Origin of the sequence: Polaromonas sp. AER18D-145 (genome assembly GCF_002379095.1) — a bacterium.
In the GTDB taxonomy this organism is placed as follows: domain Bacteria; phylum Pseudomonadota; class Gammaproteobacteria; order Burkholderiales; family Burkholderiaceae_C; genus Polaromonas.
This window is the reverse complement of sequence record NZ_NBZV01000037.1, coordinates 23,148-46,670: the sequence shown is the minus strand read 5'-3', so window position 1 is coordinate 46,670 and position 23,523 is coordinate 23,148. Positions and strand designations below refer to the sequence as shown.

Annotated in this window: 23 protein-coding genes and 1 pseudogene; 11 read left to right on the top strand and 13 right to left on the bottom strand. The window is 65.7% G+C overall.

The window, feature by feature from the left end:
- Positions 1 to 1,891, top strand: a 1,891-nt coding sequence (gene mutL / locus B7G52_RS17050; RefSeq protein ID WP_371329032.1) for a DNA mismatch repair endonuclease MutL, incomplete at its 5' end; no start/stop codon positions are given.
- On the opposite strand, the gene B7G52_RS17045 is transcribed toward mutL, so the two are convergent.
- From B7G52_RS17045 to B7G52_RS17010, 8 genes are all read right to left on the bottom strand, one after another.
- Positions 1,854 to 2,258 (bottom strand): hypothetical protein, encoded by a 405-nt coding sequence (locus tag B7G52_RS17045; RefSeq protein WP_096698735.1) that lies wholly within the window; start codon positions 2,256 to 2,258, stop codon positions 1,854 to 1,856. The genes mutL and B7G52_RS17045 overlap by 38 nt on opposite strands.
- On the bottom strand, positions 2,258 to 2,839 hold the full coding sequence (locus tag B7G52_RS17040; protein ID WP_096698734.1) for a hypothetical protein: 582 nt from the start codon (positions 2,837 to 2,839) through the stop codon (positions 2,258 to 2,260). The genes B7G52_RS17045 and B7G52_RS17040 overlap by 1 nt, the downstream gene beginning before the upstream one ends.
- Entirely contained in the window at positions 2,826 to 4,022 is a 1,197-nt protein-coding gene (locus B7G52_RS17035) for a 2Fe-2S iron-sulfur cluster-binding protein (RefSeq protein WP_096698733.1), read from the bottom strand. The genes B7G52_RS17040 and B7G52_RS17035 overlap by 14 nt, the downstream gene beginning before the upstream one ends.
- Positions 4,019 to 4,432 (bottom strand): roadblock/LC7 domain-containing protein, encoded by a 414-nt coding sequence (locus B7G52_RS17030; RefSeq protein ID WP_240523505.1) that lies wholly within the window; start codon positions 4,430 to 4,432, stop codon positions 4,019 to 4,021. Before B7G52_RS17030 ends, B7G52_RS17035 begins: the two co-directional genes overlap by 4 nt.
- A 75-nt stretch (positions 4,433 to 4,507) precedes the next feature.
- Positions 4,508 to 4,909, bottom strand: coding sequence for a hypothetical protein (locus B7G52_RS17025; RefSeq protein ID WP_096698732.1), 402 nt, complete (start codon positions 4,907 to 4,909; stop codon positions 4,508 to 4,510).
- 30 nt (positions 4,910 to 4,939) lie between these two features.
- Positions 4,940 to 6,316, bottom strand: coding sequence for an ATP-binding cassette domain-containing protein (locus B7G52_RS17020; RefSeq protein ID WP_170954794.1), 1,377 nt, complete (start codon positions 6,314 to 6,316; stop codon positions 4,940 to 4,942).
- Positions 6,309 to 6,899: an ATP/GTP-binding protein gene (locus tag B7G52_RS17015; protein ID WP_141397483.1), complete on the bottom strand. Its 591-nt coding sequence runs from the start codon at positions 6,897 to 6,899 to the stop codon at positions 6,309 to 6,311. The genes B7G52_RS17020 and B7G52_RS17015 overlap by 8 nt, the downstream gene beginning before the upstream one ends.
- Before the next feature lie 11 nt (positions 6,900 to 6,910).
- Entirely contained in the window at positions 6,911 to 7,546 is a 636-nt protein-coding gene (locus B7G52_RS17010) for a hypothetical protein (RefSeq protein WP_096698730.1), read from the bottom strand.
- 435 nt (positions 7,547 to 7,981) lie between these two features.
- Between B7G52_RS17010 and B7G52_RS17005 the strand changes: the two genes are divergently transcribed.
- Positions 7,982 to 8,755: a Crp/Fnr family transcriptional regulator gene (locus B7G52_RS17005; protein WP_141397482.1), complete on the top strand. Its 774-nt coding sequence runs from the start codon at positions 7,982 to 7,984 to the stop codon at positions 8,753 to 8,755.
- A gap of 34 nt (positions 8,756 to 8,789) precedes the next feature.
- Here the strand turns inward: B7G52_RS17005 and B7G52_RS17000 are convergent, their stop codons facing one another.
- Positions 8,790 to 9,968 carry a glycerophosphodiester phosphodiesterase gene (locus B7G52_RS17000; RefSeq protein WP_096698728.1) on the bottom strand — a complete coding sequence of 393 codons (1,179 nt, stop codon included), beginning with the start codon at positions 9,966 to 9,968 and terminating at the stop codon, positions 8,790 to 8,792.
- A 198-nt stretch (positions 9,969 to 10,166) separates the two neighbouring features.
- Here B7G52_RS17000 and B7G52_RS16995 point away from each other — a divergent pair, with 198 nt between their 5' ends.
- The 6 genes and pseudogenes from B7G52_RS16995 (at position 10,167) to B7G52_RS16970 (ending at position 16,118) form a co-directional block, all read left to right on the top strand.
- Positions 10,167 to 11,012, top strand: a complete 846-nt coding sequence (locus B7G52_RS16995; protein ID WP_096698740.1) for an alpha/beta hydrolase — start codon at positions 10,167 to 10,169, stop codon at positions 11,010 to 11,012.
- A 68-nt stretch (positions 11,013 to 11,080) separates the two neighbouring features.
- The gene (locus B7G52_RS16990) at positions 11,081 to 12,349 is read left to right on the top strand and encodes a multidrug effflux MFS transporter (RefSeq protein ID WP_096698727.1); all 1,269 of its coding nucleotides are present in this window, start codon (positions 11,081 to 11,083) and stop codon (positions 12,347 to 12,349) included.
- A gap of 4 nt (positions 12,350 to 12,353) precedes the next feature.
- The gene (miaA, locus tag B7G52_RS16985) at positions 12,354 to 13,379 is read left to right on the top strand and encodes a tRNA (adenosine(37)-N6)-dimethylallyltransferase MiaA (RefSeq protein ID WP_096698726.1); all 1,026 of its coding nucleotides are present in this window, start codon (positions 12,354 to 12,356) and stop codon (positions 13,377 to 13,379) included.
- Entirely contained in the window at positions 13,376 to 14,023 is a 648-nt protein-coding gene (locus B7G52_RS16980) for an ABC transporter ATP-binding protein (RefSeq protein ID WP_096698725.1), read from the top strand. Before miaA ends, B7G52_RS16980 begins: the two co-directional genes overlap by 4 nt.
- An 80-nt stretch (positions 14,024 to 14,103) precedes the next feature.
- Positions 14,104 to 14,721, top strand: a pseudogene (gene ypfH, locus B7G52_RS16975) (esterase).
- Between the two features lie 314 nt (positions 14,722 to 15,035).
- Complete coding sequence (locus tag B7G52_RS16970; RefSeq protein ID WP_205853077.1) at positions 15,036 to 16,118, top strand: hypothetical protein; 1,083 nt, start codon at positions 15,036 to 15,038, stop codon at positions 16,116 to 16,118.
- Here the strand turns inward: B7G52_RS16970 and B7G52_RS16965 are convergent.
- Entirely contained in the window at positions 16,087 to 17,046 is a 960-nt protein-coding gene (locus tag B7G52_RS16965; RefSeq protein WP_096698738.1) for a ribose-phosphate pyrophosphokinase, read from the bottom strand. The two genes, B7G52_RS16970 and B7G52_RS16965, sit on opposite strands and share 32 nt — an antisense overlap.
- A 265-nt stretch (positions 17,047 to 17,311) precedes the next feature.
- Here B7G52_RS16965 and B7G52_RS16960 point away from each other — a divergent pair, with 265 nt between their 5' ends.
- Positions 17,312 to 18,508 carry a CapA family protein gene (locus B7G52_RS16960; protein ID WP_240523504.1) on the top strand — a complete coding sequence of 399 codons (1,197 nt, stop codon included), beginning with the start codon at positions 17,312 to 17,314 and terminating at the stop codon, positions 18,506 to 18,508.
- Between the two features lie 5 nt (positions 18,509 to 18,513).
- Here the strand turns inward: B7G52_RS16960 and B7G52_RS16955 are convergent, their stop codons facing one another.
- Positions 18,514 to 18,975 (bottom strand): CBS domain-containing protein, encoded by a 462-nt coding sequence (locus B7G52_RS16955; RefSeq protein ID WP_096698724.1) that lies wholly within the window; start codon positions 18,973 to 18,975, stop codon positions 18,514 to 18,516.
- Between the two features lie 85 nt (positions 18,976 to 19,060).
- A complete protein-coding gene (locus tag B7G52_RS16950) occupies positions 19,061 to 19,606 on the bottom strand; it encodes an HPF/RaiA family ribosome-associated protein (protein ID WP_096698723.1) in 546 nt (181 codons plus the stop codon).
- 212 nt (positions 19,607 to 19,818) lie between these two features.
- Between B7G52_RS16950 and B7G52_RS16945 the strand changes: the two genes are divergently transcribed.
- Positions 19,819 to 21,228, top strand: a complete 1,410-nt coding sequence (locus tag B7G52_RS16945) for a sodium-dependent transporter (RefSeq protein WP_256387733.1) — start codon at positions 19,819 to 19,821, stop codon at positions 21,226 to 21,228.
- A 208-nt stretch (positions 21,229 to 21,436) separates the two neighbouring features.
- Entirely contained in the window at positions 21,437 to 22,318 is an 882-nt protein-coding gene (locus tag B7G52_RS16940; protein ID WP_096698721.1) for a universal stress protein, read from the top strand.
- A gap of 48 nt (positions 22,319 to 22,366) precedes the next feature.
- Here B7G52_RS16940 and B7G52_RS16935 read toward each other — a convergent pair whose 3' ends face one another.
- Positions 22,367 to 23,329 carry a threo-3-hydroxy-L-aspartate ammonia-lyase gene (locus B7G52_RS16935; RefSeq protein WP_096698720.1) on the bottom strand — a complete coding sequence of 321 codons (963 nt, stop codon included), beginning with the start codon at positions 23,327 to 23,329 and terminating at the stop codon, positions 22,367 to 22,369.
- Between the last annotated feature and the right edge of the window lie 194 nt (positions 23,330 to 23,523).

Genomic DNA, 23,523 nt, shown 5'->3' with positions numbered 1-23,523 from the left:
CCTCTCCTCCTTCCCGCCGCCACGCCGCCCCATCCGCGAACTGCCCGACGAACTCGTCAGCCAGATTGCGGCCGGCGAGGTGGTGGAACGCCCGGCGTCGGTGGTGCGCGAACTGGTCGACAACGCGCTGGACGCCGGCGCGCGGCAGGTCACGGTGCGGCTGCTGGCCGGCGGCGTGCGGCTGATTTCGGTCGAGGACGACGGCCTGGGCATCCCGCGCGAGGAGCTGGCGATTGCGCTGCGCCGCCACGCCACCAGCAAGATCGCCTCGCTGCAGGACCTCGAATCCGTGGGCACCATGGGTTTTCGCGGCGAGGCGCTGGCCGCCATCAATTCGATTGCCGACATGAGCCTGCTGTCGCGCAGTTCCGAGGCCTCGGCCAGCGGCGACGCGGCGCACGCCTGGCAGCTCGACGGCCGCTCCGGCGAACTGACACCGGCCGCGCGCGCGCGCGGCACGACGGTGGAGGTGCGCGAGCTGTTTTATGCCACGCCGGCGCGCCGCAAGTTCCTGAAAACCGACGCCACCGAGTTGGCGCACTGCATTGAAGCCGTGCGCCGCCACGCGCTGGTGCGGCCCGATGTGGGCTTTGCGATCTGGCACGAGGGCAAACTCGTCGAACAGTGGCGCGCCTGCAGCGGCGAGACCGCCCACGACCAGCGCCTGGCCGATGTGCTGGGCAGCGAACTGCTGGACCAGAGCGTGGCGGTGGACTACAGCGCGGGCGCACTGCGCGTGACCGGCCGCGCCGGCATTCCGGACGCGGCACGTTCGCGGGCCGACCAGCAGTTTGCCTACGTCAACGGCCGTTATGTGCGAGACAAGGTGATGACCCACGCCGCACGCAGCGCCTACGAGGACGTGCTGCACGGCCACCGCCAGCCGGTCTACGCACTCTACGTCACCATGGACCCGACGCGGGTGGACGTCAATGTGCACCCGACCAAGATCGAGGTGCGTTTTCGTGACAGCCGCGAAGTGCACCAGGCGGTGCGGCACGCGGTCGAGAACGCCCTGGCGGCGCCGCGGGCGGCTGCGGCGGCCTTGGCCGCGGCCAGCGGCACGCCCGCACCAAACTTTGAATCAAATCAGCCTCCAGCCCTTTCCCCCTGGGCGCAGCCAGCTATCAATTTTGGAGCGAACCAGACTTACCGGCAGGATCCGCGTGTCTCCGACTTTGAGGCGATGTGGCCCGTCAGGCCGCAAGACACGCCGGGTGGCATGGCCACGGAGGCGCACGCTGCGTCACCGGACAGCCCTTCGACAGGCTCAGGGCAAACGGAAAACACCGACCTGCCGCCCGGCGACTGGCCGCTGGGCCGCGCCGTCGCCCAGCTGCAGGGCATCTACATCCTGGCTGAAAACATCCAGGGCCTGGTGATTGTGGACATGCACGCCGCCCACGAGCGCATCGTCTATGAGCGGCTGAAAAGCCAGCTCGACAGCGCCAGCATTGCCAGCCAGCCCTTGCTGATTCCGGCCACTTTTGCCGCCACGCCGCAGGAAGTCGCCGCCGCCGAGGCGCATACCGACACCCTGAAAGCCCTGGGCCTGGAAATCACGCCCTTTTCGCCGCGCACCCTGGCGGTACGTGCGGTGCCAACCAGCCTGGCCCAGGGCGATGCGGTGGAGCTGGCGCGCAGCGTGCTGGCCGAGCTGGCGCAGCACGACGCCAGCACGGTGATCCAGCGCGCACAAAACGAGTTGCTCTCGACCATGGCCTGCCACGGCGCGGTGCGCGCCAACCGCAAACTCACCATCGACGAAATGAACGGCCTGCTGCGCCAGATGGAAGCGACCGACCGTTCCGACCAGTGCAACCACGGCCGCCCGACCTGGCGCCAGCTCACGATCAGGGAGCTGGACAGTCTCTTTCTTCGCGGGCGCTGAGCTCGGCCTGAACGAGCAGCTGCGACAGTTGGCGGGCGACGTTTTGTCCGGCCAGCCGCAGCGCGCCCGTGCGACATGCCGGCGCCGCGCAGACCATCAGCACGCACGGCACTGCCAGCCGTGTCAGGTACCAGACCGAGGGCGCGGCCCAGATCAGAAGCTCGGAACACTGCGTCGAAACCATGAGAGACAGATTCTGGTCCACACGCTCGGCCAGATCGGCAGCGCTGGCCGCCGACGCTTCGTCTTGAAGGCATCCGCTCGCAGCCAGCAGCAGCCCCTCGCGGGTGGCCAGAACGGCCCCCTGAACCTGCGGGCAGTCCTCATTCAGGCGAGCCCATGCCGCGAGGAATTCATCCGACGCCATCAGGCGAGCCCGGGTTCAAGCCCCAGGGGGCCACAGGCCCGCAACAGCCGGCGCGCCACGCCGACCCAGGCGGGATCACGCTGATCGACACCTGCGTCGGCGCAGAGCACCACGCGCTCGCGCGCAAAAAACCAGGTCAGCACTGATGCGGTGTTTGCCTGCCCGCTCTCAGGAGCAAGCCTGCCGGCCATCTGCTCAGCTTCTTCATCAGACCATCCAATGGCCGCCAGGCAAAGTCCGTCGTTGCTGGCCAGCAATGCGCGCTGGCCGTTGCCGGCCAGCGTCTGCAGATCGTCGTCCAGGCCGGCCAGCGCGTAGCCACCAGATTCATCTCGCTGAGGGGCATCCAGGCCAACCTGAATCCCCTGTGAGCGATTCAGGGCAAAAAGCACCCTGGCCAGTTGTGCCATGGGCCAGGACAGGCTGGCGCTCATGGCGCGCAAATTGACCGGACGCCGGCCATCCATGGACAGCAGGCATTCGATCACCGCGCGCTCCGGCCCTGCGTCAGGCTGCGCCAGCCAATGCAGCACACCTGTCGCTGTGACCTTGATGAAGCGAAGCGTTTCAGGCGGCTGCATCACATGCGCCGTCGCTGCTGACAAGCACCTGCGGTTCGCCTGAAACGCAGTCTGGGCAACTGATATGGCCCAGACGCACATGGTATTTCACCAGGGTGCCGGCGTCGATCGCGGCCCCGCAGTGGTCGCACAAGGTGCCGGCCGAAAGTGTTTCATGGGCGTAGCCGTCAAGCGGCAGGTCCACCCCATTCACATGGCGCGGCCACGCCGCGGACTTGACGATATCGCGCCGGTAATGCAGCTCCAGGCGTGTCCAGCGCGCGATCTGCAGCGCAGTCAGGCCATGCTTTTCCAGGGTGCGGACCATGAGCGCCTGCCGGTAGTCGAAAAGCTCATTCGAAATCACCATCCAGTGGTGGGAGTTGCGCGGCCGGTCGCCGAAATAGACTCGCTCACCTGTCATCAGCTGCTTGAGAAAGGAATATTGTTTGTCTATGGAGCGGTCCTTGGTCGCCTTGTGAAAAAACGGGACCAGCAGCGGATCCTCGTAAACCTGGTCGTAAAAATCCTCGAGCACGGCCCTGACGGTGGCACCGCCCTCGAGCTCTGTCCAGAGCGCCGGGTCAGGCGCTGGCGCTGGCGATTCCACCGGCACATCGGCCTTTCCCGCGAGACCATCGCCCGCGCCGCCGACCGGGCCGCGCACTTCGAACTCCTGGCCAAAGGCGTCGGCTGCATCCAGCCAGGACGGGAAGGTGCCGCCCGGCGGGCAATGCATGAGCGCATCGACCGTGTGCGTCTCGGGACAGGTCGCCGTGACCTCGATCAAAGGGGCGGGCTCCGCGTCGGTCACCAGCAGCAGGCGCTGACCCGGCTGGCAGGTCAGCAGCCGGGTGGTTTCGAATTGCATGAATCGGAAGGATGCGTCGGTCCCCGCAGATGTCAGCAGTTGGCACGAGGTCACCATGTCGGACTGACTGGGACGTGTCAGTGTCATGGGACTCGTTGGCTGGCACTGACATGCCAGCAGATAGCCCAGGCTGCGCAGTGAGGGGCTGAGCCCGCGCTGCGCCTGCTCGGGCACCACACCCTCGGTGCAGCGCAGCAGACAGGTGTGACAGCTGCCGGCACGGCAGGAAAACGGCAGCTCGATCGCGCTGCGCTGACAGGCATCGAGAAGATTTTCGTTCACGCGCAGCGTCAACTCGACGCCGTCGATATGGACAGGAACAGCTTCAGTCATGCCGCCATTCCGCCCAGTTGCAGGCTGGCCAGCGCACTGGCCGTCGTCCGGGTGTCCAGAATCAGTTTTCCAAGGCTCCTGGTGGGATCGGCCGCGACCGCGAGCACCCCACTGGCCCCGGCCCGCGTGAGCAGCACGGGCCCGTGCTCCCCATCCAGAATGATCTGGCGCAACACGCCGCGCTCCACCTCCTTGGCGGCGCGGGTGGACAGCGCCAGCAGCGACGCGCACATGGCGCCGAAACGATCGACGTCAACACCATCGGCAAGCACGGCCGCAACCACCAGTCCGTCGTAACTCACCAGTGCGCAGGAACTGACACAGTCGGAAGCTGCGCGCAGGGTCCGCAACTGCCCACGGGCCTTGTGCGCGAACTGTTCCGCGGGGGATTTATTGGCATCCATCGTCATGACTTGGGGTCCTCGAACTGCGCCGCAGTTTTGCGGCGCGGGTGTCTCGGTCAGGTCCGCAGGCTGCGGCCCGAATTAAAAGGAAGCTTCGAGTTCAACCATGATGGAGCGGGCCTTGGTGAGCACCATGCCCAGGTTGGCACCCTTGCGGCAGACGAAAGTCGCCACTTGTTCCTGCTTCTTGCCGCGCAGGAAGACGTGGATCAGGTTGTCGCTGTTGACAATGATTTCCTGAAAGTAGTGCTGGCCGTTCTCCGGCACGCCACGGGCAGACCTGAACAGTTTCTCAATCGCCTGCACGTTCGGCCCCTGAAACAGGTCGGCGGTCGCGGCTGCGAGCAGTTCGATGACCTGGCTGGGATGGGAGTCGACCGACTTGATGCCCAACAGCATGCCGGACGAAAGATCAATATACCCGGCGGCCACACATTCGGGCACGGTCGTCACGGCCTTCTGAAGCGCATTATCTAAGCTCATTACAAATTTTCCTTGTGAGTGGTTTGACGTTTAACAGTTGATGGCGAGCCCGGCGACGTCTCGCGCCGGGCTCGGGTCGCCGACGGAATCCAGCTCGGAATCCGCGTTTGCAACGACCAGTGCAAACTTCTCCAGAAATTCAACCTGCGCGCTGGACTGAACCCAGCCCGCGTGAATGCGGCGCACATCCTCCAGCGCCTTCGGTGCATCAATGCGTCCGGCGGCGCGCCACAACCAGTAGGCGGCGAGCACGGTCCCGGTGCGCCCCAGTCCGGCACGGCAGTGCACGGCGACCACCTCGCCCCGCGTGATGCAGGCGTCGATCTGCCGGCACAGGTCAAGGCCTTGTGACAGCGTAGGTGGCGCCATGTCCGGCATCGGACTGAAAGTGCAGGCGATGCCATACCCGCCCGCAAGCGCGGCGTCGAAGGGCGTCTCGGTGAGCGTGATGAGGCGCGTGACGCCCACAGAGCGCAAGGCCTCGAGGTCATAACGAACGTCCTGCACCACACCGGGCCAGGGCGTCCCCGCGAGATGGCCAGGCAGGAGCCAGAGAAAGCCACGCGGGCCATAGGCCGCGCTGCGGGGGTGTAGCGCTGGCGGCACTTCGGTGAAGGCCGGCTCGACCGGAGCAGGCTCGGCCTGAGCCATCAGCGCCGCGCCATCAAACTCGGGGCAGGATCCTGTGCGCAAAAACGCCTTGGCGCACTCGCTGCGCGGTGCAGAGAAGAAGCCCTCACCTGGCGCAGCCTCTTCGACCACGCCGTTGGCCAGCAGCACGACTTGCCCGGCCAGCCGCTTGGCTTGCTGCAGGTGGTGCAGCACGACAAGAACGGCGCGTTCGGTGGACAGCTGCTCGAGCAGCCCGAGCACCGACTCGGCGGCATCCGCATCGAGTTCGGTGGTCGGTTCATCGACCATCAAAAGCGCGGGATCGGCCATCAGCATGCGCAGCAGGGAAACCACGCGCTGCTCGCCGGGACTGCGCTCTATCACCTTCTGGGACAAGGCGTCGAGCAAGCGGTTCTGGCCATAGCGGGTGAGCATCTCTGCCACCATCTCCACCTGCATCGAGCGGGTCAGTGATGAACGGCCGGGAAGTTCACACACGAGGTTTTCGAGAACATTCGACACCAGCAGCCTGGAACGCTGCATCATCAGGGCCGGGTGATGGTCCGCCGTGCAGGGCCGCGCCTTGTAGTGCGCCGTGCCCCAGGTACGCAGCGCGGGGTTGGGGTGGTTGCAGGCCGCCAGGGTGCGCAGCAGTGTGGACTTCCCGGTTCCCGAAGGCCCGAGCAACACCGTGCAGCCCCGCACCGGCATCGAAAAACTGACAGAGCGCAGAACCACGCGGTCACCAAACGCCACACCATAGTCCACCAGTTCGAGAATGCCGGGATCAAGCATGCAGCCCCCTGCCAGCCGATGACCGCGCGGGGAAGCGCTCATTCATGTCCAGCATGGAGGTCAGTGCCAAGAGCAGCGTTTTCACGTCGTGCAGGTTGCGGGCATCGGTCTCCAGCACGGGGACGGCTTGTCGGCGAGTGATCGAAGCAGGCTCCCCCAGAAAATCGCGATAGACATCGAGATTGGCTGGTCCGCCCATGTCTGTGTGGGTCACGCCGATGACCACAGGAAGAACCCGGCCCTCCATGCGCCGGGTCAGTTGCTCCATGTAATGCGCGAGATCGCCCACGGGATTCGGGCGGCTGTGATCGATGAACAAAACCACTCCCCTGGACTGCTCCAGAAGAATGTCCCACATGAAGTCGAAGCGGTCCTGCCCGGGTGCCCCATAAAGCCGCACCTTGTCATGCGCGCCCAGCAGCATCACACCCATGTCCATGGCCACTGTGGTGTTTTGCTTGAGCAGCGCGGTCTCGTCAGTCGCATCAGCCTCGGTATCGACGACGTCGATGTCGCTGATGGTCCGTATGGCCTGCGTCTTGCCCGCGCCTACCGGCCCCACAAAAAGGATTGCCCATTCCATGCCAATGCCTTTCAATGGCCGACCAGCCGGCGCCATAACTTGCCGACCAGCGTGCCGGCAGGCTGGGCCATGTACCCACCCTGCGAATCCCCGGTGTACAGCGAGTCTTCTCCGGCGTCTGGAGATGCCACAGGCTGTAGACCCAGCGCCGTCCTGGACACCTTGATATGACCAAAGCCTTGCAGAACTTCCAGCAAGGCGCGAACCTGTATTGCATCGGCATCGAGCACCCGCGGGATCAGGAATCCAACCGCAGGCTTGCGCCACAACAGCGCGCAAATCTGCGTCACTGGCGCCACCAGCTCAAGCGGCAGCCTGGTGAGGTTGGGCCAGGACCGAAGCCGGATCAGGTCATTGACTTCCACCTCGGACTGTTGATTCTGTAACGCGCAGTGGTAGGCCGCACGCCACTGCAATTCCATCAGCGGCAAGGCGCCGCTTGGCGGCTGGCCCCAGGCTACCGACTTGATCGTGATCTGTTCGGGATGGGACTGGTAGGCCGCATCCCAGTTCTGGATGTCCGTCACATAGCAGCGCTGCTCCGGATAGACCGAAACGCTGCCGCAGCCATCAATCTGAAACAGGCTGGGGACGGCGTGATTCGCTGCCTGGTGAAGCGCATTGCTTAAAGGCGATCGTGTTGTCATAACCATGTTTCCAATTTCTACGAAGCACCTGCGTCCGCAACGAGATACAGATTCCTCTGCACTGATTCAAAAAAAGCTTTTTGATTTATCTCAATTCATAGCTAATTGGTTTTCAAGCACATGGTAATTTGACACCTAAAGCTTTACTTTTCGGAGCTCATCGACTGTGGCCCGGTGGAGAAAAGAACGCCACTGTGAGCAATCAAGCGTTTCCTGCGAAGCATCAAGCTGATCACTGACCCGCGTTGTATCCGGCACGCAACGCGATCAGCGTCAACGTCAGCGCGCGTGCGGCAAAAAAACTTTCAAACTGTCGGATTGGTCACATTTGAAACAGCATCATCCAAACACGAAGGTAAATTGATGTAAAAATAATTACAAATACACGCCATCGGGGTCGGCTACTTAGCTATTTAGATTGCGGAAAAAGGCCCCATGAGTAGCTCCCCCCCCAAAAAAAGCCCGACCAGACAGCCCGACCGCACCAACTGCATGGCCTGCGCGACCCGATCGAACTGCATCGTGGGAATACTGGTGCCCGAAAACCTTGCCATTGCTTCATCCCTGGTTAGCGAGAGCACATTCCGCAGTGGAGATGAAATTTCCCCGGAAGGAGAAATGGCCTCCAGTGTGAAAATCATCAAGGTGGGTACCGTGTTTGGTTACCGTATCGGCAAGGATGGCCGCCGTCGCCCTATCGGCATCGCTGGCCGCGGAACGGCATTTGGAATGTACGGCTGCTTTGGACGGCACAACCAGGTATCCGGGGTGGCGGTATCGGCGGGCCGCTACTGTGAACTTTCCATTCGGCATCTGGAAGAGAAAACCCAGTGGGCTGACGCGTTTCGCGAGCATTTGATCAACGACTGCATACGCTCCTTCGGGCTGGCAGCCGATTGGTCGGCCGCCATGCGCCTGCGCACGCTGGTCAAGCAGCTCGCCTACACCCTGCTTCTCCTGAGCGACGTTCAGGGCAATCCCGTCGTCCAGTTACCCACGCACACCGCCTTGGCCGAACTCCTGGGCACGACGCGCGAATCCATCGTGCGCGGATTGATTGTGCTGGAGGGCGAGCGCTGCATAGCCAAGCTGGAACGAAAGAAGTGCCACGTGTATGGCGACCGCCTGCTGCAATGGCTGGACAGCGCCTTGCTTGTGCAACCGCCCAACCGCGAGATAAATGAAATCAAGTCGCTTAAAGCCAGGTAGCTGGGCAAACGGCCGCACCTGACACAAAGCAGCCTCAGCGGCGACGTGCGGCTACGGCCGTGTCCGGAAAGTCGCTGAACACGCCGTCCACGCCCATCTCGAAAAACTTCCGGTACTCCGCGGCCGCATCGCCGCGGTAGTCGGACACCAGGCGTTTGGCCTCGCTGCGGAAGGTGAACGGGTGCACGAACAGGCCGGCAGCATGTGCGTCCCGGACCACCGGCGTGGGCGGCAGCAGCACGCGGTCGCGCTCGTCGATCACGCCGTCGCCATTGAGGTCGTCGGGCTTGCCGTCGCCATTGGCGTCCACCTGCCGCGCCGGCAACAGGTAGGCCTTCCAGGGGCCGATGCCGTCGGCGTAGCTGCGGATGTCCCTCAGCCCTGCGGGCGTCAGCAGGTCGGCAAAGGTCCGGCTGTCCCGGGCAAGGGCAAAGTCGTAAGGCTTGTCGAACGGCGGCTTGAGCGTGACCTGGCCCTGGGCATCCACACCATCGCCGTCGATCAGCTGCACCAGGCGCAGCGCGGTCTTGCTGCGCAGGTACTTGAGGTTGGCCACTTCAAACGACTGCACGATGACCGGCGAGTCCTTGGCGGTGTAGCCGTACTCGGCCAGCAGCGCGAGCAAGCGGTCTTCCAGCGCCAACCCGGCGTTCACGTGGTAAGTCGGGTGTTTGGTCTCGGGGTAGACGCCGACCGTGCGGCCGGCGCGTGCGCCCTCGCTGCGCGCCAGCGCCAGCACCTCGCGCAGGGTCGGGATCGTGTACTTCCCGTTGTGCGATTGATCGCGCTCCGCCATGGGCTGTCTGGCGCGCAGGGTCTTGATCTCGGCCAGCGTCAGGTCGGTGGTGAACCAGCCGGTTTCCGCCACCCCATCGACCTGCCGGGTGGTCTTGCGACCGGCAAACTCGGGCCGCGTCGACACGTCGGTGGTGGCCGTGATGTTGGGCTCGTGCCGCACCACGAGTTCGCCGTCCTTGGTCGCCACCACATCGGGCTCGATGAAGTCGGCGCCCAACTCGATGGCGCGCTTGTACGATTCCAGCGTGTGTTCCGGCAGATAGCCGCTGGCGCCGCGGTGGCCGATGACCAGCGGCGCCTTGCCGTCCAGGGTCGGATAACGGCCCGGTGCAGCGGTCGTACCGCCGGCACAGGCGGCCAGGCCCAGGAGGCCGACAGCGGCCAGACCGGCCGCCAGGATGCGCAATGAATACATGGGTGGTCTCCGTGAATGAAGGTCCCACTATGGTGCATGCAAGTGACGGTTTGATGAAGCGCTGTTGCAGGGGCTTACCCCGCAGTTGCTGGCGGCTTTGCCGCAGCTTCACACCACAGACATGGCAGGAAACCTGCTTGCCGGGGAAAATTCCTGACAACGCGAACTTTTTGCCTCTCTGGCCACTCAGTCATGCTTATGAAACGCTGGACCCTGCTCGCCGCCACCGCCCTGTCCCTTGGCATTGCCGTTCTCGCCGGTTGCAGCACGCTCGACGAGCGGCAGCGGGCCTGGATCTTCCAGCCCAGCGACCGCAGCTGGAGCGGTGGCCTGGCCGCGGCCGAAGGCATGGACGACGTCTGGATCGGCTTCAAGGCCAAAGCCACCGGTGACGAGCGGGCCACCCTGCACGGGCTGTGGCTGCCTTCCGGCCAGCCTGGCGGCCCCATTCTTCTGTACCTGCACGGCGCGCGTTACAACGTGACCGGGTCGGCCCCGCGCATGCGCCGCATGCAGGAACTGGGCTTTTCGGTGCTGGGCGTGGACTACCGCGGCTTCGGCAAAAGCAGCGCGGCCCTGCCCTCGGAAGAATCCGCCTACGAGGATGCCCGCGCCGCCTGGGACTGGCTCGCCAGAACATACCCGGACCGGCCCCGTTATGTCTTTGGCCACTCGCTGGGCGGCCCGATCGCCATCCACCTCGCCACCGAGGTCAACGACGAAAGCGGCACGATTGTCGAAGGCACCTTCACCTCGATTGCCGACGTGGTCAGCACCACCAAATGGGGGTGGATGCCGGTGTCGCTGCTGATCACCCAGCGCTTCGAGGCCGCCCGCAAGGTCGGCAAGATCGGCTCGCCGCTGCTGGTGGTGCACGGCGGTGAAGACCGGCTGATCGCCCCCGACCTCGGGCGCAAGCTGTTCGAGGCCGCCGCGCAACCCAAGCTGTTCATGCTGGTCGAGGGCGGCTCGCACCACAACACCAACTCCGTCGGCCAGGCGCAGTACCGCCAGGCGCTGGCGCAGCTGTTCAGCCTGAAATAGGCCGGCGCCGGCACGCTCCCCACCCCACGCGGCCACCCGGCGTGCGGCTATCTGATACGCTCAGATCAATGTCCGCTACACCCCCTGCTCCTGCCTCCGTTGCCCCTGCGGTGGCCGCCGAATCGCCAGCCATGTCGCCCGCGCTGATTGTGCTGGTGCTGTCCCTGCTGCTGGGCATCCAGCCCATCACCACCGACCTTTATTTGCCGGCGCTGCCGGCGCTGACCGAGGGTTTTGCCGCACCCATGGCGCAGGCCCAGCTCACGCTCACCGGGCTGCTGCTGGCGTTCGGCGTGTCGCAGCTTTTCTGGGGTCCGCTGTCGGACCGGTTCGGGCGCCGGCCCATCCTGCTGTGGGGCCTGGGCGCTTACGTGCTGGCGGCCATAGGCGCCGCGCTCGCGCCGTCGATGGCGCTGCTGATCACCTGGCGCATCGTGCAGGGCGCGGCCATGGGTGCGGCCGTCATGTGCGCGCGCGCCATCGTGCGCGACCTCTACATGCCGCTGGCCGGTGCACGCGCCATGTCCCGGGGCCTGAGCGGACTCGGCGTGATCGCCTGCCTGAGCGCGCCGCTGGGCGGCCTGCTGTCCGACGTTTTCAACTGGCGCGTGGCGCTGCTGGCACTGGCCGTGTTCGGCGCGGCGGCGCTCGCCATGATTGCCCTGCGTTTCGAGGAAAGCATCGTCCGCAAGAACCCGCGCGCACTGGAGCCGGCCACGCTGGTGCGCACCTGGTGGGCGATTGTGCGCAACCCGACCTTTGTTGCCTTCTCGGCGCTGTCCACGGCTTCCTACGGCGGGCTGTTCACCTTTCTCGCGGCCTCGTCCTTTGTTTTCATCAAGGTGCTGGGCCTGTCCAAAACACAGTACGGCCTGGTGATGTTTTCGATGTCCTTCGTTTATGTGCTGGGCACCTTCTGGTGCCGCCGGCTGCTGCCGCGCTTCGGCGTGCGCCGTTCGGTGGCCATGGCCGGCGGGCTCACCCTCAGCGGCGGCCTGCTGATCAGCGCGCTGGCCTGGGCCGGTGTCCACAACGTCTGGGCCCTGCTGCTGCCTTACTACCTCTTCATCTTTGCGCACGGCGTACACCAGCCCTGCAGCCAGAGCGGCGCCGTCGGGCCGTTTCCGGGCGCGGCGGGCGCGGCCTCGGCGCTCAACGGCTTTCTGATGATGCTGGCGGCCTTTGCCATGGGCGGCTGGCTCGGCAGCCACCTGGACGGCACGGTGTATCCGCTGGCCTACGGCGTGTTGTTCTGGAGCGTCTGCATCGCACTGATTTCCTGGACGCTGGTACAGCGCCATGGCGAGCCGGCCCATGTGGCCCCTGCAAAACCTTGACCCCATGACGGACGAACGCCGCGCCGGGCCGCCCCAAGCAAGTTCCGCCCCCTCGGGGGGCAGCGCATTACACGCAGTGAAAAGCGTGGGGGCACGCTATGTTGGACTGGCGGGGCCCACGGCGTCGGGGAAAACCGCTGCGGCCTTCGCCATTGCCGAGCGCCACCCGGTGGAAATCATCAGCGTCGATTCGGCGCTGGTCTACCGCGGCATGGACATCGGCACGGCCAAGCCGACGCCGGCCGAACTCGCCGCCGTGCCGCACCACCTGATCAACATCCGCGACCCGTTGCAGGCCTACAGCGCGGCCGAGTTCGTCGCCGATGCCACGCGCCTGATCGACGACATCACGGCGCGTGGCAAGCTGCCGCTGCTGGTGGGCGGCACCATGCTGTATTTCAAGGCCTTGTTCGACGGGCTCGACGACATGCCCAAGGCCGATCCGGCGATTCGCGCCGCCCTGCTGGCCGAGGCTGGCGAAAAAGGCTGGCCCGCGCTGCACGCGGAGCTGGCCGCGGTGGATGCCGTGACAGCCGCGCGGCTGGCACCCAACGACTCGCAGCGCATCTCCCGCGCGCTCGAGGTGTTCCGCCTGACGGGGCTGCCGCTGTCGTCTTTCCATAAAAAGATTGCTATCGAAAAAGTAGCTGTCGGCGCAAGCTCTATAAGGGCTGGAACCCTTATTTCCCTTGAACCGCAAGACCGCGCCTGGCTGCACGAACGTATCGCCCAGCGCTTTGAAACCATGCTCGCGGCCGGTTTCCTGGACGAGGTGCGGGCCCTGCGGGCGCGCGGCGACCTGCACCCCGACCTGCCGTCCATGCGCTGCGTCGGTTACCGCCAGGCCTGGGAGGCCATGGACGGCGCCTTTCCCATGGGCGAACTGCGCGAGCGGGGCATTGCCGCCACGCGCCAGCTCGCCAAGCGCCAGATCACCTGGCTGCGCTCCATGCCCCAGCGGCAGGTGGTCGCCTGTGACGCAGCAGACGCGGTGCAGCAGGTGCAGCATCTGGTGAGCCAAGCCTTATGAGCCTCATCGTCGACAAGCTCAGCAAACACTACGGCGACGTCGTGGTGTTCAACAACGTCTCGCTGCAGGTCGCACCCGGCGAGTTTGTCGCCATCGTCGGCGAGTCGGGTGTCGGCAAATCGACGCTGCTCAACTGCATGGCCGGGCTGGACAGCTGGGATGCGGGTTCGGTGTCGCTCGATGGCGTGGACCTGGGCACGCTCGGCGACGACCAGCGCGCCCTGCTGCGCCGTGAAAAAGTCGGCTTCGTCTTCCAGGCCTTTCATGTGTTGCCGCACCTGGACGTGGCGCAAAACGTCGCCCTGCCCCTGTTGCTGCTCGGCCAGCACGACGCTGCGCGGGTGCAGGCCATGCTGGCCGCCGTCGGCCTCGCAGGCCTGGGCGAGCGCCTGCCGCAGCAGCTCTCGGGCGGACAGCTGCAGCGCGTGGCAATCGCGCGCGCCCTGATCCACCGCCCCCGCCTGCTGCTGGCCGACGAGCCGACCGGCAACCTCGACCCCACCACCGCCGCCCGGGTGATGGACGCGCTGGTGGCGCAAACCCGTGAACACGGCGCCGCGCTGGTGCTGGTCACCCACTCGGAAACCGCGGCCGCGCGCGCCGACCGCGTGCTGCACCTGAGCAGCGAAGGCATCACCGGCTGAGAGGGCGCGGCCCTGCAGACGGCAGTTTGTCAATCCCGCACCCGGCCCCACCTGCGCATGAACAACCAGATGCCCGCCCGCTGAACGCCGCGCCCCTCGAAACCCTGGAACTCTTGCCTGCCACCCCGCCACCCCGCCGCGCCAGCTGTTTGTGCTGCTGCATGGCGCCGGCGGTTCGGCCGTGGACATGCTGGACCTGGCCACCCTGCTCGGTGAGTCTTTTGCCGAGGCCGCCATCGTGATGCCGGAAGGTGTCGAGGCCATCCACCTCGGCAAGACCGAGCGCCACTGGTTTCCGACCTTCGAGCTGACCGATGCGAACCGGGCCGAACGTGTGGCCCAGGCCGTGCCGGCGCTGGCCCGCTTCATCCGCGAGCAGCAGGAGCGCTTCGGCATCCTGCAGTCCGACACGGCGCTGGCCGGCTTTTCGCAGGGCGCCACCATGGCGCTGGCGCTCAGCGACCAGCACGACGGGCTGGTCGGCCGGGTGCTGGCCTTTTCGGGACCTTACGCGGCCTGGCCCGACAAGGCACCCGGCCTCACCACCATCCACCTGCTGCATGGCCAGCTCGACACCGTGGTGCCGGCGCGGCTGGCCCAGCAGGCCTATGCCGAGCTGATGGCGCTGGGCACTGATGGAGCAGGCCGTGCACCGGCTGCAGACCTGTGTGCCGCTGCGTTTCTGGCGCTCGGCATGACCGGGGCTGACCGGGGCCGGTGAACGCCGCTGCCTGTCCCCTGCGAAGCCCTTTTTTTAAAGTCGATTTGACATTTCTCAAAGACAGGTGGCGCGCCGGACACTATATTGAAAACGTATCTTGCGGGTTTTGCTCAGCGAAGCCGGTGGGGTACGGAGCTGGGGGGGTCGAGCGATCGATCCGAGTTCCGGTGTGCTACACCGGGACGGATGAGGACGTCCCCAGACGAGTCAGCCCGACACACTGACCCGGGGTCCTCACCACAGCCGCCAGCCCCTGAAAAGGCTGGCGGGTCAGTTTCAGGGGTTGTATTGATGCCTGACTTTGCGGACAAGCTGACATTCCTGCAACGGTCCGAGGCCTACGGCGATGCCGCGCAGCGTCCACAATGCATCGAGACCCATATGTCCTGGGTGTTCCTGGTCGGCGACCGGGTCTACAAACTCAAAAAACCGGTGCGTTTTCCCTTCCTCGACTTCACCACACTGAAGGCTCGCGAGTTTTATTGCCGCGAAGAAGTCAGGCTGAATCGGCGCCTGGCCCCTGGCGTCTACCTGGGACTGATGGCACTGCAATGGCACGACGGCGTCTTCGAACTGCTGCCGGAAACGGAAGCGCGCCTGCAGACACCTGCCAACAGCCCTGGTGACACCGTCGACTGGCTGGTCTGCATGCGGCGCCTGCCCGGGGACCGAATGCTGGACCAGCTGATCACGCAAGGGCGTGTCGCGCCTGAGGATATCGACGCGCTGGTCGCCGTGCTGGCCACGTTCTACCGCAGCGCACCGGTCATGGCACTGAGCCCGGACGACTACCTGGCCCGCTTCCAATACGAACAGGCCGCCAACCGCGAGGTGCTGCTGCGCCCGCAGTTCCAACTGCCCGATGCCGCGCTGGCGATTGACCGGCTGGATCTGGCCCTGGCGCAGGGTGCCGGCCTGCTGCGCGAACGCGCGTGCGGCCAGCGCGTGCTCGACGGGCACGGCGACCTGCGCCCCGAGCACGTGTGCCTGCTCCAGCCCCCGGTGGTCATCGACTGCCTGGAGTTCAACCCGCAGCTGCGCCAGGCCGATCCCTTTGATGAACTCGCCTACCTCGGCATGGAATGCGAAGTGGCGGGCGCGCCGTGGATTGGGCAGCGCCTCGCATCAGGCTGCGCCGCCGCCCTGGGGGACGCCCCACCCCCGGCGCTGATGCACTTGTACACCGCCTACCGCGCCCTGGTGCGCGCCCGTCTGGCCATGGCGCATCTGCTCGACCCGGTGCCGCGCCTGCCCGACCAGTGGCCGCCGCGCGCTGGCCGGTACATCGCCGGCGCCATGGCCGCCCTGGACGCCCTCGCCGGGCCGGCAGGCCGCGCGCCCGTCATCGCTGCCATGCCGCATGGGTCGCGCTAATGGCCCGTGCAAACAGCGGCACGGTGGACACCACATGCAGCTTGCTGCGTACCGCGGCCGCCGGCGACAGGCGAAAGGCCGGCACGCTGTCGGTCACGACGATGCTCGCGATGCTGTCATCCCCCAGCACCTCGCCCGCCTGGCCCGTGAAGAGGCCGTGCGCCGCAAACGCCAGCACCTCGCGCGCGCCCGCATGGCGCAAGGCCACGGCCGCACGGTTCATGGTCTCGCCACTGGCAATCAGGTCATCGAGCAGCAGCACGGTGCTGCCATTCACATCACCGGCCACCAGGTTGTCGCTGCTGACCACGCCGGCGCTGCGGCGCTTGTCCACCATGGCAAAGCCGACCGGCCGCTGCAAGGCTTGCTCCAGCGACTCGCGCCACAGCTGCGCCCGCTTCACGCCGCCGGGGTCCGGTGAAGCCACGGCCAGCGGCCCTTCACCAACCAGTTGGGGCACCAGGTCGTCAAAAACCCGGTGTGCTTCCAGGTGCAGGGTGGTACAGCGAAAGGCGTTCTGGAAGGCCGCCACGTTGTGGGCCTCGAGCACGATCAGCTGCGCCGTGCCGACCGCATCGAACAACTGGGCGACATAACGCAGGGTGACCGGGTCAAACGGCTTGGTCTGCCGGTCCTTGCGGGCATAGGCCAGGTAGGGCACCACCGCCGTTACCCGCGCCGCGCCATGCTCGCGCAGGGTGGCCATGAACAGCAGCAGATGGCAGAGCTTGTCATGCGGGCTGTCCACCGGTCCGCCATGCAGGCTGTGAATCACATAGGCATCCCGGCCGCGCGGGTCCACCAGGGGCCTGAGCTTGTGCTCGCCGTCCTCGAAGCTCCGGTCTTCGTGAGGCGCCAGCGGCACGGCCAGGGCGGCCGCCAATGCGTGCGCAAAGGTGGCATCGGAGTCCAGCGAAAAAAGCAGCATAGCCCAGTTCCCTCCCCGGGTGCCGGCGCGCCACAGGCGGCCGCAGGTTGTACCGATCAAACCAGCCATTGTTGAAGAGGCCGCCCAGCCTGCGTTGACAAAGATCAAGCCGGCAGTTTTTTTACCTGGCACTGCGGACAGGGCGGCAAACAGCGCGCTGCGGATCACACCCCTTTTGCGGATGGTCAAACCCGACTTCGACGCCCAGGCGCATAAATGAAGGCCAGAGCACACCCCGCCTTCCTCTGCCACCGCCATCGACACCATGGACAACCATTGGGAACACTTCGAGCACGGCGCCGACATCGGCGTGCGCGGCATGGGTGCCAGCCAGGACCTGCTCACCCTCTGGCTCGCCGGCGACGTGATGACCGGGCGCGGCATCGACCAGATCCAGGCGCACACCGTTGCGCCGGTGCTGTACGAGAGCTGGGTGCACGACGCACGCGACTACGTGCGGCTGGCCGAAGGTGTCAGCGGGCCGGTACCGGCCCCGGTGGCGCCGGACTATATCTGGGGCGACGCCCTGGCCGAGATCGAACGGCGCCAGCCCGCGCTGCGCATCGTCAATCTGGAGACGGCGATCACCACGGCCAGCAAGCCCTGGCCCGGCAAGGGCATTCACTACCGCATGCATCCGGCCAACATCGGCTGTCTCACCGCCGCGCGCATCGACGGCTGCGTGCTGGCCAACAACCATGTGCTGGACTGGGGGCGGGCCGGACTGGCCCAGACCCTGCACACCCTGCAGCAGGCCGGCATCCACACAGCAGGCGCCGGCAGCCATCTGGAGGCCGCCTGCACACCCGCCGCCTGGCCTATTGGTGAACACGCACGCCTGCTGGTGTATGCCTGGGCGGCGCCAGACAGCGGCGTGCCGTCGGACTGGGCCGCCAAACCTGGCAGTGCCGCGGGCAGCGCCGCGGACAGCGCCGGCGTCGCCCTGCTGCCCGCGTGGGACGAGGCCAGCGCGCAGCGGGTCGCCGCACAGGTGGCGCAGCAGCGCCGGGCCGGGGACCTGGTTGTGGTCTCGCTGCATTGGGGCGGGAATTGGGGCGCCGAGGTGCCCCGGCTGCACCGCCGCTTTGCGCGGCGCCTGATCGACCTGGGCGCAGCCGATGTGATCCACGGTCACTCGTCGCACCATCCACGGCCTGTCGAGGTTTACCGCGGGCGACTCATTCTGTATGGCTGCGGCGACCTCATCAACGACTATGAAGGCATCTCGTTCGAGGAGGGTTTTGACGCCAGTGCCGTGTGCCTGTATTTTGCGCAGCTCTCACGCGCGAGTGGCGCGCTGCAGAGGTTCGACATCGTGCCCATGCAGTTGCGCCGCCTGCAGCTCAGGCATGCAGACGCCGCGGCGCGGCATCACCTGCAATCGCTGCTGGAATCCGGGGGCCGGGAATCAGGCACAGGGGTGGAACTGCAGGCCGACGGCAGTTGGCAACTCAGGTGGTGATGGGCCTATTGCCTCATCTTGCGTTCGCGTTTGCCTTCGCTGTCGACGGTGCCCATCAGCAGGCTCAGCTCCTCGGACAGGACGCCGAGCACATCGTCGAGTGTCACCACACCGATCAGTTCGTCCTGCCCGCCCACGACCGGAACGCGGCGCACCCCCTTGCGGCGCATGCCGCGCATCAGGTCGATGAGCGAGTCGTCCTCGCGCGCGGTGACCAGATCGGTGGTCATCACGCCGTCAACGGTCAAGGTCGCGGCATCGAGTCCTGGCGCGACCACGGCGGTCACGATGTCACGGTCGGTGAGCACACCCACCACGATGCGCCGGCCTTCCACCTCATCGACCACCACGAGGCAGCCGACATGGTTGTCCCGCATCAGGCGTGCCGCCCCGTCGACGGAGGTCGTCCGGAAAGCGATGGTCACACTGCGAGTGCAGATTTCTCCTGTCGTCAGACGTTCACCCATGTTTTTTCTCCCGATTGCCCAGACGTGTCACATCCTGTCAATGCCTGTCAATGCCTGTCAATGCCTGTCAATGCACATTGGCCGCTCAACCCATGCCGTGTTTGCCCAGGCTCACGCGCCTGGCCTGCAAGCCCTGGCTGCCGGCCTCTGGAAGAAACTGCACGGCGCTGCCGGTCTGCATGTGTTCAAAAGGCGTGCCGGCCACGTTGTCGCGGCTGAAGTAATACTCGTTGCCATCGGGGGTGCGGATGAAGCCGAAGCCGCCCTCACCGTCCAGGCGCACCACCTCGCCATGCAAGGGCACGGCATGCTGCTTTTCATGCCCCCTGCGCTGGCGCACCACGTCTTCGATCTGGCGCTTCATGTTGTCGAAGGCGTCCCGCAAGGCGACATACACATCCTCATCCTGGACCCGGTTCGCCACGAGTTCATGGCCGGGCAGCGTGAGGTCGATGTGCACGCTGTAAGGCCGCCCCTGGTGCTGGTGCTTTTGCGCCAGCTCGATGGCAACCCGGCAGCTCATGATGTCTGGTGCAAACGTCTCCAGTCGGTGGGCATGCTCGCGTGCACGGGTCTCCAGCGCGTTGGAAGGCGCCAGGCCGCGAAACTGGATATGAACCGGAACCTGCATTGCCGTCCCCAGTAAATAACAGATGTTTCCATTGTGGGCAGCCGCTGAAAAAGAAATTTGCGATTTATCAATGCAGGCCCACAAATCCGGCCAGTCGCCAGCGCGGCCCCTTCACGGCCGACGGACCGGCGTACGCGGTGTTTCTGGCGCTCCGGGGAAGCCAGCCCCCTGAAGGATGCTCCATGACATTGGCACGTATAGTGTCCTGATACATTGCGGCTTCATTCACACAAACCTGCACGGCGCGAAACCGGGACCAGCTCGATGCAAAACAAACCAGCCAACAGAAGGATCGTGAACACTGGGGCCCCGGCATGGGCTTCCTGCTGGCGACGCTCGGGTCCGTGGGAATCGGCAACGTCTGGCGCTTCTCCTACGTAGCGGGAGAAAACGGCGGCGGTGCGTTTCTTCTCGTCTATGTCGTGATGGTGCTTCTCGTCGGTGTGCCCTTGCTGCTGGGGGAATTCGCCCTGGGCCGCAGTACCCAGCGCGAAGGTGCGGCGGCCATGGAAATGCTGGCGCCCGACTCGCGATGGAGGCGCGTGGGGCTGTTGGGCGTGTTTGTCGCCAGCATGATCCTGGCCTACTACGCGGTGATCGCCGGCTGGGTCCTGAAATATTTCTCGCTGTACCTCGGTGGCAGCGCGCGGGAATTCGCAGTGGCAGGTTTCGCCGGCGGGTTTCGCAGCTTCATTGCGCAGCCGGTCGAACCGCTGGTCTGGCAGCTTGCCGTCATGGCGCTGACGGTTGCCGTCGTCGCCGGTGGCATTGAGCGTGGCATTGAGGCTGTCAGCAAACTCCTGATGCCGGCCCTGGGCTTGCTGCTGCTGGCACTGGCCGTCCACAGCGCCACCCTGCCCGGCTTCCAGCGCGGCCTGGCCTTTCTGTTCAGCCCCGACTGGACGGCGCTGACGCAACCCAAGGTCTATCTGGCTGCGCTCGGCCAGGCATTTTTCTCGATGGGACTGGCCATGGGGGTGATGATCACCTACGGCAGCTACCTGCCCCCCAAGCGCCGGTTGCCTGGCGCCGTGCTCACCATCGCCTTGGGCGACACGCTGTTCGCCGTCACGGCCGGGTTGATCATTTTTCCTGCCGTCTTCAGCTTCGGACTGAACCCGGCCCAGGGTCCCGCCCTCGCTTTTGTGGTGCTGCCTGAGGTTTTTTCCCAGATGCCCGGGGGGGCGTGGGTCGGAGCCGCCTTCTTCGCCCTGCTGGCCATCGCGGCCCTGACCTCGGCGGTGTCACTGCTCGAAGTGCCGGTGGCCTTCGCCATGCAACGCTTCGGCTGGTCACGCCCGCTTGCCAGCCTGGGATTCGGAAGCCTCATCTTCGCCCTGGGTATCCCCGCTTCGCTGGGGTACGGCCCCTGGGCCGGCCTGACAACGACGGGCGGTCGGGGAATTCTCGACTTGATGGACTTCATCACGGCCGACATTCTGCGGCCCCTGAACGGCCTGTTGATCGCGCTGTTCCTGGGCTGGATCTGGCCGCGTCGCGATGCGATGGCGGCCAGCGACCTGGACAACAGCCTCGCGGGCAAACTCTGGCACGTCAGTTTGCGCTACGCCGTGCCCTTGCTGGTGACCCTGGTCCTTGTCAGTGGTGTGTGGGGAGCGTGACATTTCGCGCAGGCGGCATGGCAGGTCCTGCCGCTCCATGTACTTCTGTGGTGATGAAATCTGCCGCCCGATCAACGCCGGGGTTCGTACAGATTGATGCAGGTCAAGCGTGCTGCCTGGAAATGATTCAGCATCAGCACAAGCACCGTCGCCACACGTCGTCTCACGAGGTGACAGCAGCGCTTCACCTTCCAGGAGAATTTTGACCATGACGACGATTCACAGCATTGTGGCTGCCACCGATTTTTCACCCGGCTCGGATGCAGCCGTCGAGCGCGCTGTGCAAATCGCCCTGGCGCACGGCGCACCGCTGCGCTTGCTGCATGCGTTCGAGGTGAGCGCCTGGCACAGCCTGAAGGGCGTTTTCGACGCCAAGTGCCTGACCATGGACCCGCCTGCGGATGTGCGCATGCAGCAGCGCCTGACCGCCCTGGCGGCAGCGCTGGCCGAACGGACCGGGCTTCAGGTGGAAGCCCGCTTCAACATCGGCGACCCGGACAGCGCGATCAAGGCTTATGTGGCGGCCCATGCGACCTCGCTCGTCGTGATTGCGTCACGTGCCGACCCCGCCGTGCCGGGCGTGGGCAGTACCACGTCAAAAGTCGTCCGCTCGCCGGCCTGTCCGGTGCTCGTCGTGCGTTTGACCCCGTCCCACCCCTACGGCAAGGTACTCACGGCCGTCGATTTGCGTGAAGTGTCCATGCGTGCTGCGTTTACCGCCGTCGCCCTGTTCCCGGAATCGCAGCACCACCTGCTCATGGCGATGGACCCGGCGCTGGATCACGCCCTGCGACTGGGCGACGTGACGAAGGAGCAGGCGCGGGTGCTGCGTGAGTCCATGCACACCGAAACGGTGCAGCAAATGGACCGGCTGGCACGGGAACTGACCGGGGCTGCGCAGCATCCGGTGGCGGCCGAAGTGGTCAACGCCCTGCCGGCACGGGCCCTCATCGAACAGGCGCAAATGCTTCCCGCCGACTGCGTGGCGGTGGGCCACCACGGCCAGGGTGCGCTTGAGGCGCTCTTCCTGAGCAGCACCGCCCAGCACGTGCTGCACCACACCTTGCGCGACGTGTTGGTGGTTCCCTAAGAACCTCTTCACGACCTGCAAGGGGCCACTGGCACTGTCGCGGGCAACTCAGCGCCCGGCCAGCAGGTCGGCGTACCGCGCCAGATCCACATTGCCGCCGCTCACAATCACGCCGACCCGGGCGCCCCGGATCGCCTGCGCGTCCGTGCAGGCGCCGGCAAACGCCAGGCAGCCGGTCGGCTCCACCACCATCTTCATGCGCTCTGCAAAAAAGCGCATCGCTTCCACCAGCTGCGCATCACTGACGGTGAGGATGTCGTCCACATCGCGGCGGATGATGCCGAAGGTGTACTCGCCCAGGTGCTGGGTCTGCGCGCCGTCGGCGATGGTCTGCGGCACGGGAATGTGCACGATGCGACCGGCACGCAGCGACTGCTGCGCGTCGTTGCCGGCTTCGGGCTCGACGCCGTAAACCTTGCACTGCGGCGCCAGCGCGCGGGCGGCCAGCGCCGAGCCGCTGGTCAGCCCGCCGCCGCCGGTGCACACGTACAGGCGGTCCAGCGGGCCGGTCTCTTCGATCAGTTCCTTCGCGGCCGTGCCCTGGCCGGCGATCACATCGGGGTGGTCGTAGGGCGGAATCAGTGTCATGCCGCGCTCCGCCGCCAGCCGCAGGGTCAGCGCCTCGCGGTCTTCGGTGAAGCGGTCGTACAGCACCACCTCGGCGCCGTAGCCGCGTGTGGCCGCCAGCTTGGCGGCGGGGGCGTCCTGCGGCATCACGATCAGCGCCGGCATGCCCAGCAGCCGCGCCGACAGCGCCACCGCCTGCGCATGGTTGCCCGAGGAAAACGCGATGGCGCCGGCCTTGCGTTGCGCGGCGTCAAACCGCGACAGCGCATTGAAGGCCCCGCGGAACTTGAAGGCGCCCATGCGCTGGAAGTTCTCGCACTTGAAGAAAAACTGCGCGCCCCAGCGCGCATCGGCGGTGGCCGAGCGCAGCACCGGCGTGTGGTGCGCGTGGCCTGCTATCCGCGCGGCGGCGGCAACAACATCGTCGTAGGTGGGGAGCTGCATGGCGAGGAGACTTTCATTCGAGGGTTGGTGAACAACGATAGCCTATTTAGACCTCCATCAATCATGACAGGCCACTTACGACCGTTCGCCCTGAGCTTGTCGAAGGGCCCTTCGACAAGCTCAGGGCGAACGGTGGGGTGTCATGAATGACGAAAACATCCATAGAACTTGACCGTCATCACTGCCGGCCCCTG